The organism is Synechococcus sp. CC9902 (assembly GCF_000012505.1).
GTDB lineage: Bacteria > Cyanobacteriota > Cyanobacteriia > PCC-6307 > Cyanobiaceae > Parasynechococcus.
In genome coordinates, this window is sequence record NC_007513.1 from 885,094 (window position 1) to 899,677 (window position 14,584).

Below are 14,584 nucleotides of genomic sequence, written 5' to 3' on the forward strand. Positions count from 1 at the left end.
GGTTGTCTGCGCCGATGGCTGTCGATCGCATTGCGAGCGCGCCCACCAACGATTGACGAGAATGGCAGGAGTGTTCTTGCCCCATGGAATTGTCGTTTGATTTGGTTGTGCTCGGGGCTGGTTCAGGCGGGTTGGCAGCGGCTAAGCGGGCGGCAAGTTATGGCGCGCGTGTGGCGATTGTGGAGGGTGATCGCGTTGGTGGCACATGCGTGATCCGCGGTTGCGTGCCGAAGAAACTGCTTGTTTATGGCGCTCAAGCACGGCATCAACTGGCCGATGCACCTGCTTATGGCCTCAAGCTCGACTCCATCCAGTCCGATGTGCCGGAGCTGCTGCGTCGTGTGCGCGCTGAGGTGGACCGCCTCAACACGCTTCATTTGGGTTTTCTAGAGAAAGCTGGTGTGACGCTGATCTCTGGGTGGGGTCGGTTCACAGGACCAAACCGCATTGGTGTCTCTAAACAGCGCGGCGGAGCACTGGTCAGTGAGGTGTCTGGATCCCGCTTGCTTGTCGCCGTGGGTGGTCGGCCGGTGCGTCCGCAAATTCCGGGGATTGAGAAGACCTGGGTCAGTGATGACATGTTTGAGCTTGAAGATGTTCCCTCCTCGGTCGTGGTGGTAGGTGCCGGTTTCATTGCTTGCGAATTTGCTTGCATCTTGAGAGGACTTGGTGTTTCGGTAACGCAGGTGGTGCGTGGGCCAAGGCTGCTGAGGGGATTTGATGCCGAACTGTCCACTTCTGTGCTGGAAGGGATGCGGGATAGCGGGATTAATGTGGTGTTTGGTCAAACGGTCACCGCGGTCGAGGGCGAAACCGGTTCTCTCCTTGCCCAGTTGTCCGATGGAACCTCGAGAGCCTGTGGTGGTGTTCTCATGGCAACGGGGCGTCGCCCTTGGCTTCAAGATTTGGCCCTTGAAGAAGCAGGAATCAGCACTGAGGCTGGACGCATCAAAGTGGATTCCGATTCCTGCACATCGGTTCCTCATATCTATGCCGTTGGAGATGTCACAGATCGGGTGAATCTCACTCCGGTTGCGATCGACGAGGGACGGGCATTTGCCGATAGTGCCTTTGGTACGCGCCATCGTTGTGTAGACCATGATCTGGTCGCCAGTGCCGTTTTCAGTGACCCGGAGCTGGCGACGGTCGGTTTATCCGAAGAGGTCGCGGTTGAGCGGTTTGGCGCTGAGGGTGTTGTTGTGCACCGAGCCCGCTTTCGTTCAATGTCGCGTGCTTTGCCTGCTACGGGCCCTCGCTGTTTACTCAAACTTGTGCTGGAGAAGGAGAGTGATCGGGTGCTGGGATGTCACATGGTGGGTGAGCATGCGGCGGAAATTATTCAGATGGCGGCCATCGCTGTGGGAATGGGGGCAACCAAGGCCGACTTTGATCGCACCATGGCGTTGCATCCATCGGTGTCTGAGGAATTTGTGACGATGTAGGTGCGCAATGACGTACTTAAAAAGGTTTTATTGAATTCTTAAGTTGGAATCAAAGACGATTTGTTTTCATGCAGGAAGAGCTCAACGGCTCGTCCGCCAATACACGACGGCTTGCGTGATGATCGTGATCATCACGACCGGTAGAACCAAACAAAGCATCACCAATCTGAATTCATCAGACCAACTTGAGAGGTTTGTCCGGGGAAGAACGTTGTCAACGATGTAGAGGACATAAAGACTCAGCAACAAACCACCTTCCAATCGACTGATCCGCCCTCGAGTCCAGAAGATCGGGAGGCAAGCAAGGCTGGTGAGAAGCATCACTGGTAGGTCGTCATGAATCAGGTCGGGGGAGACGTTCAGTCCCTGACTTCCTGTGACCAATGCGGTGCCTCCTAGGACAAGCATCAGGTTGAGAAGACAGCTGCCAACAACGTTGCCGATGGCCAAATCGGTTCGACCGCGGAGGGCTGCAACGAGCGACGTAATCAGTTCCGGCATGGAGGTACCAGCCGACACGATCGTCAATCCGATGACGGCTTCACTGACGCCGAGGAGCGTTGCAGCGCTGGTGGCGCCACTCACCAAAACTTTGGATCCAACCGTGAGCACTGCGATGCCACCAATCAGCCGTAGAACAGCCAGGTGCCATCCACCTTCTGCGGCGTTTTCTTCGATTTCTGGTTCTGCACTTTCGCTGTCATCCGGCTGTTCCCGTGCGGTTCGGATCTCCCAGATGGTGTTGATGATCAGGCCCAGGAGAAGGGCAAGGCCTGCTTGCCAGGTCACGCGTCCTGCGGACGCCATCCCCCATACGGCGGCCGAAACGGCAATCATCAAAGGCACATCTCGGCGGACCAGCCGACTTTCAACGCGCAGGGGCAGCACCAACGCACTGCTCCCCAGCACCACCATCACATTGAAGATGTTGCTGCCCACCACGTTGCTTAGGGCAAGTGCATCGGACCCCTGAAATACGGAATTAAGGCTGACAAACAGCTCTGGTGCACTGGTTCCCAGCGACACCACGGTGAGTCCAATCACCAGCTGAGGAATCCCGAAAATCACAGCCAGGGCGATAGACCCCTGAACAAAAAGTTCACCACCGCCAAACAGCAGAGCGATGCCAAGGAGAACTTCGATCGTGGCCTGGAGAAATTCAGGCATGGGCAACCGAGAAGTTGGAGGGATTCTGCTTTGTCGAGAACCGATCTAAGGTCGTTAGCCACGGGGCAGAGTCACGATTTGTTGAATCGCATCAACGCCACGAACCTCCAAGGCGATGCCTTCGGCGGAGTTACCGCCGCTGTGATTGCTTTGCCGATGGCATTGGCTTTCGGTGTGGCTGCCACCGGTGACCCGGCTCCGGGGCTTTGGGGAGCCGTGATTATTGGGCTTGTGGCCGCGGTGTTCGGCGGCACGCCCACATTGATCTCGGAACCCACGGGTCCGATGACGGTGGTTTTTACCTCAGTGATCCTGAGTTTTACGGCCACTGCGCCGGATAAAGAAACGGCGATGGCGATGGCCTTCACCGTGGTGATCCTCGCTGGGATCTTCCAAATTCTTTTTGGTGTTTTCCGCCTTGGGCGTTACGTCACCCAGATGCCATACACGGTGATATCCGGCTTCATGTCGGGCATCGGCGCCATCTTGGTGATCCTTCAGCTGCCGGCATTTTTGGGTCAGAAAGCGGTGGGTGGGGTGATGGGAACCCTCTCCAATCTTCCTGGTTTGATCATGGGTGTGCAGCCCATGGAGCTAGCGCTTGCGGTGATCACTGTCGCGCTTTTGTGGTTTACCCCTGCCAGCGTCAAACGCTTTTGTCCGCCTCAGCTTCTCGCCCTAGTCCTCGGCACCCTGCTGTCGATGACGCTTTTTCAAAACGCAGGCTTAAAAACAATTCCGCCGTTTGAAGCAGCGTTGCCCACGCTGCATATGCCTACCTTCTCCGGTGGTCAGCTGCGCTTGATGTTTGTAGATGCTGCTGTTTTGGGCATGCTCGGCTGTATTGATGCGTTGCTCACCTCGGTGGTGGCAGACAGCCTCACCCGCACGGAGCACGATTCCAATAAGGAGCTTGTCGGTCAGGGCCTGGCCAATATTGCCTCCGGTGTATTCGGTGGTCTTCCTGGAGCTGGAGCCACGATGGGCACCGTTGTGAACATCCAAGCGGGGGGACGTACGGCGCTCTCTGGAATTATCCGAGCGTTGATTTTGATGGTGGTAGTGCTGGCGTTTGCCCCACTGGCCTCGACGATTCCGTTGGCAGTTTTGGCCGGAATCGCGCTGAAGGTGGGGATCGACATCATCGATTGGGACTTCCTGCAAAGGGCTCACCATCTCTCGGTGAAGGCGGCTGTGATCACCTATGGGGTGATTGCCCTGACGGTGCTCGTGGATTTGATCACGGCCGTTGGCATCGGAGTGTTCGTTGCCAACGTGCTCACGATTGATCGCATGAGTGCGCTTCAGTCGAGAAAAGTGAAGACCATCAGTACTGCCGACGACGACGTGGAGCTCACGCCCGAAGAGCAGGCTCTTTTAGATCAGGCTTCCGGCAAGGTGCTGTTGTTCCAGCTCGCTGGACCGATGATTTTCGGGGTCGCAAAGGCGATTTCCCGTGAGCACAATGCCATTGGTGCTTGTCAGGCCGTCGTGTTCGACCTTTCTGAGGTGTCTCACCTCGGCGTAACAGCTGCGATCGCCCTTGAAAATGCTGTGAAGGAGGCGATTGAGGTGGGGCGCCAAGTGTTCCTTGTGGGCGCTTCAGGCAGCACTGAAAATCGTCTTCAAAAACTCAAACTCACCGACCGTTTGCCGACTGAGAACATCACCTCGGATCGGATCACGGCATTGCGCCTGGCGGTGGCAGCGATTCCTGCTGATGTCTGATCAAATTCAACTCATTGCGCCGGATGATTGGCATGTCCATCTGCGTGATGGAGAGATGCTGAAGCAAGTGGTGCCATACACCGCTCAGATGTTTCGTCGGGCAATTGTGATGCCGAATCTCCGACCGCCTGTGGTGACGGTGGAAGCGGCCAAGGCCTATCGAGACCAGATTGTCGCGGCCTGTCATCCGAACTGGGGATTTACTCCGTTAATGACGGCTTATCTCACCGACGACATCGCCCCAGAAGAGATTGAACGGGGATTTCATGAGGGTGTTTTCACCGCAGCCAAGCTTTATCCCGCCAATGCCACCACAAATTCCGCAGCAGGAGTGACGGAGCTCAGACACATCCATGGTGTTCTGCTTGTGATGGAACGCATCGGTATGCCCCTGCTGATCCATGGGGAAGTCACCGATGTTGACGTGGATGTGTTTGATCGGGAGGCGGTTTTCATCGAGCGTTCTCTGAAGCCGATCCGCGACCGTTATCCCGGCCTCAAAGTGGTGTTGGAGCACATCACTACAGAACAGGCGGTGGATTTTGTGGGCTCTGCAGATCAAAACTTGGCGGCAACGATTACGCCCCACCATCTCCACATCAACCGCAATGCCATGTTTGCGGGCGGCCTTCGCAGTGATTTTTATTGCCTACCGGTGGCAAAACGCGAACGCCATCGCTTGGCCCTTCGACGGGCAGCAATGAGCGGTGATCGGCGCTTCTTTCTTGGCACTGACTCGGCTCCGCATGCCAGACCCGGCAAAGAGAGTTCCTGTGGTTGTGCTGGCATTTTCAATGCTCCCCATGCCTTGGAGAGCTATGCCATGGCGTTTGCCCAGGACGACAAGTTGGACAAACTTGAAGCCTTTGCGTCGTTGCATGGACCGGCGTTTTATGGCTTGCCGGTGAATGAAGGCATCGTCACATTGCAACGGGACGACAAATTGGTGCCAAATGTGGTGAATGGGCTCGTTCCCTTTCATGCTGGGGAGACGCTCCCTTGGAGGCTTCAACCATGCACGTGATCAAGTTCAGCTCTGAGGACTGCGGTACTTGCCATCGGATGAGTCATTACGACGCCAAGGTGGCCGAAGAACTTGGCTGCACCTTTGTGTCTGTAATGCTTCAAGACACTGAGGCGTATCGCAAATATCGCAAAATTCTCCTGAAGCAATACCCGAACAAGGAGGGAATGGGCTGGCCCACCTACCTATTGGTGACCGATCCTGAGGGCGATTTCACCATCCATGCTGAGCTGAAGGGCGGAATGCAGAAAGGCGAATTTCGCACCAAGCTTGCGGATTTACTTCCGTCTTGATCACTGGGATGGGGGCAGGGGGACTTGAACCCCCACAGCACTTGCGTGCCGACAGATTTTAAGTCTGGTGCGTCTACCGATTCCGCCATGCCCCCTCGCCAGACATCCTAGATTTAGGACACCTGTCCTTGCATCTTGGACTTTCAGGCCCTCCTAAGCCAACTCCCCCAGGAAACGCTGTTCGTGCTGCTGGCCTATGGGGCAGTGCTTGGCACCTATCTCATTGCCGTTCCTCTCGCGCTTTACGCCTGGATCAATCTGCGCTGGTACCGCATGAGCAAGTTTGAACGTTTAGGGGTTTACGGACTCGTGTTCCTGTTCTTCCCGGGAATGATCGTGTTTGCTCCTTTCATCAACCTCCGTCTGAGCGGCCAGGGAGAGGTTTGAGTTGACGCGAGGAAAAGTTCTGCTGATTGGCCTGGCTGTTCTGCTGATTGGTGGCATCGGCCAGGTGGGTTTTCAAGCCGCTGGTTTTGAAGGCTTCTCCGCCGGCATCGCCGCTCAGACCCTGCTGGTGCTGATCGTTGTGATTTGGACTGGGTCCTATCTCTTCCGAGTTGTCACCGGCAAGATGACCTACATGGAGCAGCGTCGTCGCTACCGCGGGGTGTACGACGAGATTGCCGCTGATGACATCCAAGCGCGCTTTGATGCCCTTCCTGTAGAGGAGCAGCAGGCCTTGCTGCGTCGGATTGGTGTTGAGGGAGACGACCCCACCTCTGCCGACCCATAGGCTTGGCAAGTGTTGTGCAGGTTGAGCCTTCCAGATGTCGAGTCAGCAGTCATCGTCCATAGCGCTGCGTTTTGAACAACTGAAGCGAGAAGGTCGCATGGCCCTCATGCCATTTCTGATGGCCGGTGATCCTGATTTATCCGTCACCGCGGAGGTGTTGCTCAGCCTCCAAGCCGCAGGTGCCGACATGGTGGAGCTTGGGATGCCCTACAGCGATCCGCTGGCGGATGGACCTGTGATCCAAGCTGCTGCTGCACGAGCATTAGCGGCTGGTACGACACCGAAAAAAGTTTTGGAGATGTTGTCGTCCCTCCGAGGTCAGCTGTCGATCCCCGTGATTTTGTTCACTTATTCCAATCCCCTTCTCAACGTGGGGATGGAGCGTTTTTGCGAGCAAGCAGCAGAAGCCGGCGCCTCCGGGTTAGTGGTTCCGGATCTTCCTTTGGAGGAAGCTGAACGGTTGTCTCCGATTGCGGAGCGGGAAGGGCTGGACCTTGTCCTTTTGGTGGCACCGACCACCCCAACAGAGCGGATGGGGCGGATCGCTCAAAGCAGTCGGGGATTCACCTATTTAGTCAGTGTGACTGGGGTGACTGGGGAACGCAGCACGATGGAGACTCGTGTCGAGGGGTTGGTTCAAGCTCTGAAGCAATCATCCCCTGTACCCGTTGCCGTCGGATTTGGGATTTCTGGAGTCGATCAGGTACGACAGGTGCGCAGTTGGGGTGCTGATGGAGCGATTGTGGGAAGTGCTTTGGTGAAACGAATGGCGTCCGCATCATTGGGTTCTGTGGCGGCGGAAGCAGGATTGTTTTGCTCTGAACTCCGCAAGGCGGCAGATTAAAAGCGATTGAACGACATTCGCTTGGGATCAATCGTCATCGTCTTCACTTCCACCAACCGGAACCAAACGAATTTGTTGGCGTCCAAGCTTGATTTCGAATTCGTCACCAACTTTCAGGTCGAGCAGGGCTGAATAGGCTTTGCCGATTAATAAGTTGCCATTGCCTTGAACCGTGGCGACATAGCTCAATTTGCGACCTGACTTACCATCCCCAGCGAAGCCATTCGTGCCAAGATTGACACCTTTAGCTTCTAAAAGCGCTTCATAGAACGAGGTGAAATTCAGCCTCTCTTCGCCGTTCTTTTTGATGCTTACATAGCCACAAGATCGGACAAGATCAGCCTTGCTGATGTCACCCAATTCTTTGACTTTGTTAAGCAGGTCACTCCCGGTGAGCATGGGTTGTCAATGAGTGCTTCTGTTCAAGATAGCGATGACATTGCTCCATATGCCATTCTTATTTCAGAAGATCTTGGGATCATCAATTTGTTATGGCACGTTTTGTTCTTTGGGGTACATATTGTTCAAATGCCCTTGAAAAGCGCACCCCATATCGTGAAGAGCACTTATCACGTTTGAAATCCCTTAAGCAGGATGGAATCCTGATCACTTTGGGGCCAACAGAAGGGAGCACCCATGTGTTCGGGATTTTTGAAGCCGAAACTCTCAGCGTTGTGCAGCAGCTTGTGGCTGAAGATGTGTACTGGAGGGAAGGGATCTGGACGGCTGTAAACGTTTACCCCTGGATCCAAGCATTTTGAGCCTGCTCCCAAATCCATTCCGCAACGAGTTGATCCCCACCAGGACCAAGAACATCGCCGTAGCCGCTCATCTGGCCGACGCCTTCCCTAGCAATTTGAGCGATTGCGTCCATTGACGCAATCCCTTGACGCTCTAATGCCTTCAGCTTGAGTGTTTTGCCTCGACGAATGATGTTGCCGCCATTGATATGGCAAGCAGCACAATGCTGCTGAAAAAGTGCTGCTCCTTCGCTCGATGCTGCAGCCTGTCCGAGCCCTGGCGCCATCAGCAGCATCAATAGAGCGGTCAACACTCCTTGGATCAACCTTTTCACGCCGTTTCACTCCGCTAAAAGACAGTTTGCTTTGGTGCTTGGTCGGTTGTCAGGATGAGAACAACAAGCGATGGGATCAGAAATGGCAGAGCATGATCTGATCCGTTTTCTGGACAAGGTTGGACAGTTGCAGGCGCTGGTGAAAAGCCTTGATGCCGATCCAGAGCGACGTGATCAGTTGGCAGCCTGTTCCTCCCACAATCAAGTTGTGGCTATTGCCAAAGGCTGGGGTTTTGATATTGGTCGACGTTGGGGAGAGTCGGCCTCAGGGACTAATCAGGCCGATAATTTATTTCATATAAAATGCCCCCCACCGGGGGAAGAAACCTCACGCGAGTTGGCGTCAGGTCAGGGATGGCACCTCAAAGTGATCTGCTCCAACGCATTTGGTTCACCCGAGCAGTCGTGGATGGATCAATCAGAGATGGAATGGGGCCTGGTGTTACGGGGTAGTGCTCAGCTGCGGTTTCAGGGAGATGAGGGAATGATGGACCTAAGCCCAGGCGACCATTTCTTCATTCCGCCGCATCGGCTCCATCGGGTTGAACGAAGCGATCCGGATCCTGGAACGCTTTGGCTGGCGTTGTATTGGCACGCTTAACCAGCCAATACGCGGCCGCCAATGCTGCGACAGCGATTCCCAGGCCAACCAGTAACTGCGGCTTGTCTTCTGCCCCCGAGGGCAGCACGATCACTTTTCGAGCAACTGCAGTGAGAGCTGTGACGAGAACGAGCTCAATTTGAACGACGTGTCGTCGTAAGTAGCTCGTGATGTTTTGAAGAACTTCAAGGGCGATGAGAACGGTGAGTAAGTCCCCAAGCACCTTGATTAAGTCGTCACCGAGCCAAGTCGCTTCCGAACCCGTTAGCAACTTGGAGCCAAGTGATAGCACCAGTTTCAGCAACGCTGAAATAATCACAACCCCGGTGATCAGGGCGAGAATCCTGGCCACGAGTCGTTCGCCGGTGTCGACCCAGCTCAAAAAAGACTGTCGTCCGCCGCGAGTGGGCTTTTGAAAAGAGCTCAATCGTTGAAGGGGTTGTAGTAAGGACGCGCCGGCGTGTTGCTGGCTGGATTGATGATTTTGGTGTCACAGCTGATGGATCCATCGCTGCCTTCCACGCAATTGGTCGGAACAACGGTGCTTGCCTTGCCAGCATTGACACCTGGGCCTTTCAACCAGCCTTCCGTTTGGGCAAGAACCGAAGTGGTTCCACCAAAGAGAGAGGCCAGTAGGAGCAAGCCAGCGCTAGCAACGTTGATCGGATTCATTGAATCAATGTCGAGGCCTCCAGTGTGCCGTTGATGGTGGTTACTCGGAACAATCTTCGCGAATTTCCTGCAAAAGCAGATCTAATTGACCAAATGGATCAGAAACACTCTTTGCTGCATTGGCATCGAGCGGACGCTCTTCACCGTGCCACTCGTTTTCCACTTGGCAAAGCCGAGTCGCAAGCCCTTGGATCCCTTGGGCTTTGTAGTCCCGCTCCAGCACCTCCAAGATTGAAGGCAGGCGTGTGGAGGCAGCACGAAGACTGCGTCGCAGGTCTGCTTGTGTTCTGCCCTGGCTTTTCAACCAATCCTTCAGCAGCTGCGTGAGGTCGTTTTCAAAATCAGGAGACCATCCAGACATCGATTAACAGGCTGATTAGCGCGAGGGAGGGAACCAGTGGTCGAGTCTGCGTTGAGCGCGACTGCGAATCTCTGGATTTACATGATGACTCCAAAGGCCAAGCAAGGCCGTGAGAGCCGCTAAATCATCGCTGAGTCCTGCTACGGGTAGAAAATCTGGGATGAGATCAGCGGGAAATAAGAGGTAAGTCAGTGCCGCAAGCATTGTGAGCCGCACTTGGACGGGGGTTTGATGGTCCAGCAGGAGTTCAAGGCCTTCCACGGCGGGGATCGCCAGTTGTCGACCACCGCGGCGCAGAAGATTCTTGAAGACCCCTTCATCAATCACTTCTCGTTCGAGCACGTCGGCTTCAATCACCGGCTCATCGAAGGGTCCGCTTGTATTTGTGGGAAAAAATGGCACTTGAAGCATGCACCGCCCAACGTTTCATCAGAGTGTGGATTCGACTAAGCCGCTCTGAATCCCTGTCTTGCGCAGTTTACGAAGTGCCCTCTGCACAACTTGACGGCAGTATTCCCGCGAGCAGTTCATGTGGCGAGCGACCTCTGCCAACGTCCGCCATTCATTGGTGCCGTCGAGTCCGAAGCGGAGTGTCACCACTTTGTGCTCCTTCGGTGTGAGGTTGGCTTTGCTGAGGAGGGCCCAAACGGATGCCGAACGCTCAGCAATTTCGGCCCGCTCCATGGGGGGGATCTCGTCGCTGGGCAAGATATCCACGAGTTCTGAGGGGTCCGACTTTGACTTCACGATTCCTTGAAGACTGACGGTGACACTGCGTAATTCACAGGCCAGTAGATCTTCCACTTCGGTTAGGGGAACATTCATAAATTCAGCCAACTGTTCCCCCGTCGCGGTAAGCCCATTGCGTTGCATGATCCGTGCCTTCGCTGCCCTGAGCTTTGTCAATTTTTCGTTCACATTGACGGGGATTCGGATTGTTCGACTTTGTGTCGATAGGGCACGATTAAGCCCTTGCCGTATCCACCAATAGGCGTACGTCGAAAAACGGTGTCCTCGAGTGGGGTCATACTTTTCTACGGCCCGTGTGAGTCCAAGTGTGCCTTCCTGAATGAGATCTAGAAGGTCAAGACCCTTGCCCTGGTAACGCTTTGCTAAATTCACCACCAATCGAAGATTGGCAGTAATCATTTGATTTTTTGCTCGTTCTCCACGACGAATAACAAATCGTTGATTGTCGTTATATTCGCAGGATGGTCCCGTCCCCCCCGCAATAAGACAGGGTTCGGTTATTGCAACCATTGCTTGTACTTTTCTCCCTAACATCAGTTCTTGCTCGGGAGTTAGCAGCTGATGCCGACCAATTTCACCGAGGAAGGCACTGAGGGAGCTCGACATCATGACTTCATCGCTTTAATGAAGCTAGAACCAAAGTGTATTGATTTAACGGGTGTAATAAAGAGTACCGAATTAATGTTTTGCGTAATATTCAATGGTTTCTTCCTATTGATAAAGCCAATCTTTTGATCCACAAGTTTTGCGGGCAGCTATCGTCGCGCTTCCTTTCGGTTTCGTGTGATGCACCTGGCGGTCGCCCTCACCACCGACGTCGCCAAGAGCGCCGGCGTTGCGTACGTTCACTACCTCAGCTTCATGTTGTGCTTCGCCGCGTTGGTGGTGGAGCGTCGCTTGATCAAAGCCAATCCAGATCGTCGAGAAGCCACCGCGATGGTGATTACCGACATTGTTTATGGCATCGCTGCTTTGGCCCTGCTGGTGAGCGGCATTCTCCGGGTCATTCACTTCGGCCAAGGAACTGAGTTTTATACCCAAAACCCCTTGTTCTGGTGGAAGGTTGGCCTGTACCTCTCAGTCGGAGGGTTGTCTCTCTACCCAACGGTGACCTACATCCTGTGGGCAATTCCCTTGAGGAAGGGGGAGCTGCCCAAGGTGAGCGAAGCATTAGCCACTCGCCTCGGCTGGATCATCAATATTGAGTTGGTCGGTTTTGCCAGCATTCCCTTCCTGGCAACCTTGATGGCCCGTGGAGTGGGCTTGCCAGCGGGTTGATGCCGCTTGATCCATGCCCGCCCGTTGAAGCGATGCAAGTGTTGGAGGTGAGCTTGGACCGCTCATCTGCGACATCGGCTCCTGGATACGGCTCTGTCCTGGCCACAACTTCCTTGGGTCCACCAGTGCTTCAGCGCTGGTGTGTGTGGCTCGAGCCCGCTGATCATCAGCCACCCGATCGATGGGAACAGCGTTGGACCCTTGCCCTTGAATCGGCCCTTTCTGTTTGGGAGGAGGTGTTGCCAATCACTCGGGTGAAGTCGCCGGCCCAAGCTCATATTCAAATCTTCCAGCAACGCCCTCCGCGCCGGCGCATTGGCTCCAAATGGCGAGCCAGTAATGGCCGGAGTCGTCTTCAGGTCGTAGAGGTTCAGCGTCGGGGTCAGTGGCGACTCGAACCTCACGTGGATGTGTTGGTCTCTCCAGAGTTGAGAGCCTCAGGGATAGAAGCCACCGCTGTTCATGAACTTGGTCACGCCTTTGGGATATGGGGTCATAGCCCGCAACCTGATGATGTGATGGCAGTTCACCAGAATCAAACACCTGTGTTGAATCTCAGCGAGCGCGATCAAGTTACGTTGAATTGGTTGTATCAAAAGGAAACTAATTTCGGCCAATTAATTCAAACAAGCCCGAAATAAGTGTTTTAAAAACACTACTGCATTTTCTATCTTCAAAACAGTTTGCTTCTGCAGGATTCCGTTGGAGTCGGCATCCTTTATTGAGATGGTTTTAAGTGATGGCTGCTGGTCGTGCTCTGGCTATGACGGCTTTGGTCGTGGGCCTATCTGGCTGTGGCCTGCTCTCAGGGGACGATGGAACGAGCAAGGCGATGGATCAAACCGATGCAATTCGGATTGTTCTCAATGCTGACCAACCTGATTTGAGTAAAGGTGTGCTCTACGACGCCCAGGCCCCCCTCCATTTCAACGTCGGCTTTGGTCGCCATGGCATCGCATGTGCCGGGAGCACATTTCAGGAAGGAATCACGCCGCTGGGGACGTTCAAGGTGAATGCGATTCTCAGCTCCACCAAGTTTGAGATGGATCCATCGCTGGTGACGAAGTCTGGAAAAAGTGAGGTCGAGTTACGCCAAAACTTGTTCCGCGATATGAATGCCATTGATTTCAAAGGTGATGGTGAAACCGGTGAGTACGGCGCGGGCTACATCAGCCTTGCGCCCGTAGAGAACACCGACCAACCGTTTCGTTTCAACACTTACGACGGAAAGTTTCGCTGGTACAGCTTTGCTATCCATGGCACCAACGACGACAGTCGTGTTGGGAAGGCGGTGACCGGTGGCTGTATCAATGTGAATCAAGCCGCTCTGAAAACGCTTCTGAATACGGTGGAGCTTGGCGACGAGGTGGTGATTAGCTCGGATTCTCCTTGCCTGAGTTAAGGGCGCCGAGGCGCACCGCGACGTGCAGCCAACACTTTCTGCACGTCGCGCCACGGCACACCGTGATGGGCCATGGCGACCTGCAAATGAAAAATGATGTCAGCGGCTTCGCCAGCAATCTCTTCGGCGTTGTCGTCTTTGCAGGCCATGACGAACTCGGCGCTTTCTTCGCCGACTTTTTTGAGAATTCGGTTGTCACCGCCTTCAAGCAGTTTGTTGGTGTAACTGCCTGCTTCCGGATGGTGTTGGCGATCCTCAATCGTCCTGAACAATTCGGTGCAGGCATCGCCCGGCGGGGGTAAGGCCTGCGTCCCACCGTTGCTGCGTTGATCCGTTTCCTCATAGAAACAGCTGCGAGCACCGGTATGGCAAGCAATGTCTCCGGTCTGCTCAATCGTGAGCAGCAAAACGTCGGCATCGCAGTCGTAGCGCAGACCCCGCAAGGTTTGGGTATGGCCGCTGGTGGCACCCTTGTGCCAAAGCTCCTGGCGGGATCGGCTCCAGTAATGCACTTCACCGGTCTGGAGAGTGTGTTCGATCGCGTCTTGATTCATCCACGCCACCATCAGTACCGCTCCATCGAGCCAATCCTGAGCAATGGCTGGAATTAACCCGGCTTCGTTAAAACGGAGTTGATTGATGAATGCTGGACTGAGGGGCTGCATCAGATTTCAGACTTGCAAGCGAAGCCCTGATCCTCCCGCAGCGTTCATCCCATTGCCTCCCCCCTCCGTGTTGTGACCATTCCCCCCACTCCCTTCAGCTGCAGCAAGTTGTTCGAGGGTTACTCCTGTTGCCATCGCCAGTGGTCCCACGAGGGGCATTGCCGTTTTGTGCACGGCTACAGCCGTAGCTTCACGCTTTGGTTTGGAGCCCAAGAGCTTGATCGTTGCGGATTTGTTGTGGATTTTTCCAGTCTTCGGCCGTTTGAACAACGCTTGCGGGGGCAATTTGATCACACGTTTCTTGCCAATGCCGATGATCCGTTGCTCACTGAATGGCGTCGTTTGGATGAACTTGGTGCCCTCGATCTGCGGGTGATGGAGAACGTAGGGATGGAGAACACCGCTGTGTTGGTGTGGGAGTGGGCTAATGAACTGCTCCAGCAGAGGGATCGCGGGCGCACCTGTTGTTGGGCTGTTGAGGCGCGTGAAAACCGTCGCAACGCTGCCACCTATACCAAGGTGCCCGACTGGTTCTGAGCCCTGTTTCTG

At 54.7% G+C, this 14,584-nt stretch carries 22 protein-coding genes and 1 tRNA gene; 13 read left to right on the forward strand and 10 right to left on the reverse strand.

The features are described 5' to 3' along the window. Positions 1-83 precede the first annotated feature (83 nt). Positions 84-1,442: a glutathione-disulfide reductase gene (gorA, locus tag SYNCC9902_RS04480; RefSeq protein ID WP_011359692.1), complete on the forward strand. Its 1,359-nt coding sequence runs from the start codon at positions 84-86 to the stop codon at positions 1,440-1,442. An 81-nt stretch (positions 1,443-1,523) separates the two neighbouring features. On the opposite strand, the gene SYNCC9902_RS04485 is transcribed toward gorA, so the two are convergent. Continuing rightward, complete coding sequence (locus tag SYNCC9902_RS04485; protein WP_011359693.1) at positions 1,524-2,609, reverse strand: calcium/sodium antiporter; 1,086 nt, start codon at positions 2,607-2,609, stop codon at positions 1,524-1,526. A 78-nt stretch (positions 2,610-2,687) separates the two neighbouring features. Between SYNCC9902_RS04485 and SYNCC9902_RS04490 the strand changes: the two genes are divergently transcribed. From SYNCC9902_RS04490 to SYNCC9902_RS04500, 3 genes are read left to right on the forward strand one after another with little or no spacing between them, the layout of a single operon-like run. Further along, positions 2,688-4,337: a SulP family inorganic anion transporter gene (locus tag SYNCC9902_RS04490; RefSeq protein WP_041424910.1), complete on the forward strand. Its 1,650-nt coding sequence runs from the start codon at positions 2,688-2,690 to the stop codon at positions 4,335-4,337. Beyond that, complete coding sequence (pyrC, locus tag SYNCC9902_RS04495; RefSeq protein WP_011359695.1) at positions 4,330-5,361, forward strand: dihydroorotase; 1,032 nt, start codon at positions 4,330-4,332, stop codon at positions 5,359-5,361. Before SYNCC9902_RS04490 ends, pyrC begins: the two co-directional genes overlap by 8 nt. Continuing rightward, a complete protein-coding gene (locus SYNCC9902_RS04500; protein ID WP_009790072.1) occupies positions 5,352-5,654 on the forward strand; it encodes a TlpA family protein disulfide reductase in 303 nt (100 codons plus the stop codon). Before pyrC ends, SYNCC9902_RS04500 begins: the two co-directional genes overlap by 10 nt. A gap of 9 nt (positions 5,655-5,663) precedes the next feature. On the opposite strand, the gene SYNCC9902_RS04505 is transcribed toward SYNCC9902_RS04500, so the two are convergent. After that, a tRNA-Leu gene (locus tag SYNCC9902_RS04505) sits at positions 5,664-5,749 on the reverse strand. Positions 5,750-5,789: 40 nt separating this feature from the next. On the opposite strand from SYNCC9902_RS04505, the gene SYNCC9902_RS04510 reads away from it, so the two are divergent. Genes SYNCC9902_RS04510 through trpA form a run of 3 tightly spaced genes read left to right on the forward strand, consistent with a single transcriptional unit; the run spans position 5,790 to position 7,231 of the window. Further along, complete coding sequence (locus tag SYNCC9902_RS04510) at positions 5,790-6,041, forward strand: NAD(P)H-quinone oxidoreductase subunit L (RefSeq protein ID WP_011359696.1); 252 nt, start codon at positions 5,790-5,792, stop codon at positions 6,039-6,041. A gap of 1 nt (position 6,042) precedes the next feature. Further along, positions 6,043-6,387: a DUF3007 family protein gene (locus tag SYNCC9902_RS04515; RefSeq protein ID WP_011359697.1), complete on the forward strand. Its 345-nt coding sequence runs from the start codon at positions 6,043-6,045 to the stop codon at positions 6,385-6,387. A gap of 34 nt (positions 6,388-6,421) precedes the next feature. Continuing rightward, positions 6,422-7,231: a tryptophan synthase subunit alpha gene (gene trpA / locus SYNCC9902_RS04520; RefSeq protein WP_011359698.1), complete on the forward strand. Its 810-nt coding sequence runs from the start codon at positions 6,422-6,424 to the stop codon at positions 7,229-7,231. A gap of 27 nt (positions 7,232-7,258) precedes the next feature. On the opposite strand, the gene SYNCC9902_RS04525 is transcribed toward trpA, so the two are convergent. Continuing rightward, entirely contained in the window at positions 7,259-7,630 is a 372-nt protein-coding gene (locus SYNCC9902_RS04525) for an AbrB family transcriptional regulator (protein ID WP_011359699.1), read from the reverse strand. A 92-nt stretch (positions 7,631-7,722) separates the two neighbouring features. Between SYNCC9902_RS04525 and SYNCC9902_RS04530 the strand changes: the two genes are divergently transcribed. Then, on the forward strand, positions 7,723-7,992 hold the full coding sequence (locus SYNCC9902_RS04530; protein ID WP_011359700.1) for a YciI family protein: 270 nt from the start codon (positions 7,723-7,725) through the stop codon (positions 7,990-7,992). Here the strand turns inward: SYNCC9902_RS04530 and SYNCC9902_RS04535 are convergent. Then, on the reverse strand, positions 7,968-8,306 hold the full coding sequence (locus tag SYNCC9902_RS04535; protein WP_011359701.1) for a c-type cytochrome: 339 nt from the start codon (positions 8,304-8,306) through the stop codon (positions 7,968-7,970). The genes SYNCC9902_RS04530 and SYNCC9902_RS04535 overlap by 25 nt on opposite strands. 82 nt (positions 8,307-8,388) lie before the next feature. On the opposite strand from SYNCC9902_RS04535, the gene SYNCC9902_RS04540 reads away from it, so the two are divergent. Then, positions 8,389-8,907, forward strand: coding sequence for a Nif11 domain/cupin domain-containing protein (locus SYNCC9902_RS04540; RefSeq protein ID WP_011359702.1), 519 nt, complete (start codon positions 8,389-8,391; stop codon positions 8,905-8,907). On the opposite strand, the gene SYNCC9902_RS04545 is transcribed toward SYNCC9902_RS04540, so the two are convergent. The 5 genes from SYNCC9902_RS04545 to SYNCC9902_RS04565 are packed head-to-tail and all read right to left on the reverse strand — an operon-like array spanning position 8,822 to position 11,296. Continuing rightward, on the reverse strand, positions 8,822-9,334 hold the full coding sequence (locus SYNCC9902_RS04545) for a phosphate-starvation-inducible PsiE family protein (protein WP_011359703.1): 513 nt from the start codon (positions 9,332-9,334) through the stop codon (positions 8,822-8,824). The genes SYNCC9902_RS04540 and SYNCC9902_RS04545 overlap by 86 nt on opposite strands. Next, positions 9,331-9,579, reverse strand: coding sequence for a hypothetical protein (locus SYNCC9902_RS04550; protein WP_011359704.1), 249 nt, complete (start codon positions 9,577-9,579; stop codon positions 9,331-9,333). Before SYNCC9902_RS04550 ends, SYNCC9902_RS04545 begins: the two co-directional genes overlap by 4 nt. Before the next feature lie 40 nt (positions 9,580-9,619). Next, on the reverse strand, positions 9,620-9,940 hold the full coding sequence (locus SYNCC9902_RS04555; protein WP_011359705.1) for a hypothetical protein: 321 nt from the start codon (positions 9,938-9,940) through the stop codon (positions 9,620-9,622). 15 nt (positions 9,941-9,955) lie between these two features. Further along, positions 9,956-10,351 carry a YkvA family protein gene (locus tag SYNCC9902_RS04560; RefSeq protein WP_011359706.1) on the reverse strand — a complete coding sequence of 132 codons (396 nt, stop codon included), beginning with the start codon at positions 10,349-10,351 and terminating at the stop codon, positions 9,956-9,958. Positions 10,352-10,369: 18 nt separating this feature from the next. Beyond that, positions 10,370-11,296: a sigma-70 family RNA polymerase sigma factor gene (locus SYNCC9902_RS04565; RefSeq protein ID WP_041424914.1), complete on the reverse strand. Its 927-nt coding sequence runs from the start codon at positions 11,294-11,296 to the stop codon at positions 10,370-10,372. 180 nt (positions 11,297-11,476) lie between these two features. Here SYNCC9902_RS04565 and SYNCC9902_RS04570 point away from each other — a divergent pair, with 180 nt between their 5' ends. From SYNCC9902_RS04570 to SYNCC9902_RS04580, 3 genes are all read left to right on the forward strand, one after another. Then, entirely contained in the window at positions 11,477-11,968 is a 492-nt protein-coding gene (locus tag SYNCC9902_RS04570; protein WP_011359708.1) for a DUF2214 family protein, read from the forward strand. Further along, a complete protein-coding gene (locus SYNCC9902_RS04575) occupies positions 11,968-12,609 on the forward strand; it encodes a matrixin family metalloprotease (protein WP_011359709.1) in 642 nt (213 codons plus the stop codon). Before SYNCC9902_RS04570 ends, SYNCC9902_RS04575 begins: the two co-directional genes overlap by 1 nt. 98 nt (positions 12,610-12,707) lie before the next feature. After that, the gene (locus tag SYNCC9902_RS04580) at positions 12,708-13,370 is read left to right on the forward strand and encodes a L,D-transpeptidase (RefSeq protein WP_011359710.1); all 663 of its coding nucleotides are present in this window, start codon (positions 12,708-12,710) and stop codon (positions 13,368-13,370) included. On the opposite strand, the gene hisIE is transcribed toward SYNCC9902_RS04580, so the two are convergent. Beyond that, positions 13,367-14,035 carry a bifunctional phosphoribosyl-AMP cyclohydrolase/phosphoribosyl-ATP diphosphatase HisIE gene (gene hisIE, locus SYNCC9902_RS04585; RefSeq protein WP_011359711.1) on the reverse strand — a complete coding sequence of 223 codons (669 nt, stop codon included), beginning with the start codon at positions 14,033-14,035 and terminating at the stop codon, positions 13,367-13,369. The two genes, SYNCC9902_RS04580 and hisIE, sit on opposite strands and share 4 nt — an antisense overlap. A gap of 72 nt (positions 14,036-14,107) precedes the next feature. Here hisIE and SYNCC9902_RS04590 point away from each other — a divergent pair, with 72 nt between their 5' ends. After that, entirely contained in the window at positions 14,108-14,572 is a 465-nt protein-coding gene (locus SYNCC9902_RS04590; protein WP_011359712.1) for a 6-carboxytetrahydropterin synthase, read from the forward strand. Positions 14,573-14,584 lie beyond the last annotated feature (12 nt).

Excerpts from the sequence above, each read along its gene's own strand:
- SYNCC9902_RS04530 (WP_011359700.1), top strand. The coding sequence starts at position 7,723 with ATGGCACGTTTTGTTCTTTGGGGTACATATTGTTCAAATGCCCTTGAA.
- SYNCC9902_RS04565 (WP_041424914.1), bottom strand. The coding sequence starts at position 11,296 with ATGTCGAGCTCCCTCAGTGCCTTCCTCGGTGAAATTGGTCGGCATCAG.
- hisIE (WP_011359711.1), bottom strand. The coding sequence starts at position 14,035 with ATGCAGCCCCTCAGTCCAGCATTCATCAATCAACTCCGTTTTAACGAA.
- SYNCC9902_RS04570 (WP_011359708.1), top strand. The coding sequence starts at position 11,477 with ATGCACCTGGCGGTCGCCCTCACCACCGACGTCGCCAAGAGCGCCGGC.
- gorA (WP_011359692.1), top strand. The coding sequence starts at position 84 with ATGGAATTGTCGTTTGATTTGGTTGTGCTCGGGGCTGGTTCAGGCGGG.
- SYNCC9902_RS04580 (WP_011359710.1), top strand. The coding sequence starts at position 12,708 with ATGGCTGCTGGTCGTGCTCTGGCTATGACGGCTTTGGTCGTGGGCCTA.
- pyrC (WP_011359695.1), top strand. The coding sequence starts at position 4,330 with ATGTCTGATCAAATTCAACTCATTGCGCCGGATGATTGGCATGTCCAT.
- SYNCC9902_RS04560 (WP_011359706.1), bottom strand. The coding sequence starts at position 10,351 with ATGCTTCAAGTGCCATTTTTTCCCACAAATACAAGCGGACCCTTCGAT.
- trpA (WP_011359698.1), top strand. The coding sequence starts at position 6,422 with ATGTCGAGTCAGCAGTCATCGTCCATAGCGCTGCGTTTTGAACAACTG.
- SYNCC9902_RS04555 (WP_011359705.1), bottom strand. The coding sequence starts at position 9,940 with ATGTCTGGATGGTCTCCTGATTTTGAAAACGACCTCACGCAGCTGCTG.
- SYNCC9902_RS04485 (WP_011359693.1), bottom strand. The coding sequence starts at position 2,609 with ATGCCTGAATTTCTCCAGGCCACGATCGAAGTTCTCCTTGGCATCGCT.
- SYNCC9902_RS04575 (WP_011359709.1), top strand. The coding sequence starts at position 11,968 with ATGCCGCTTGATCCATGCCCGCCCGTTGAAGCGATGCAAGTGTTGGAG.
- SYNCC9902_RS04550 (WP_011359704.1), bottom strand. The coding sequence starts at position 9,579 with ATGAATCCGATCAACGTTGCTAGCGCTGGCTTGCTCCTACTGGCCTCT.
- SYNCC9902_RS04525 (WP_011359699.1), bottom strand. The coding sequence starts at position 7,630 with ATGCTCACCGGGAGTGACCTGCTTAACAAAGTCAAAGAATTGGGTGAC.
- SYNCC9902_RS04500 (WP_009790072.1), top strand. The coding sequence starts at position 5,352 with ATGCACGTGATCAAGTTCAGCTCTGAGGACTGCGGTACTTGCCATCGG.
- SYNCC9902_RS04540 (WP_011359702.1), top strand. The coding sequence starts at position 8,389 with ATGGCAGAGCATGATCTGATCCGTTTTCTGGACAAGGTTGGACAGTTG.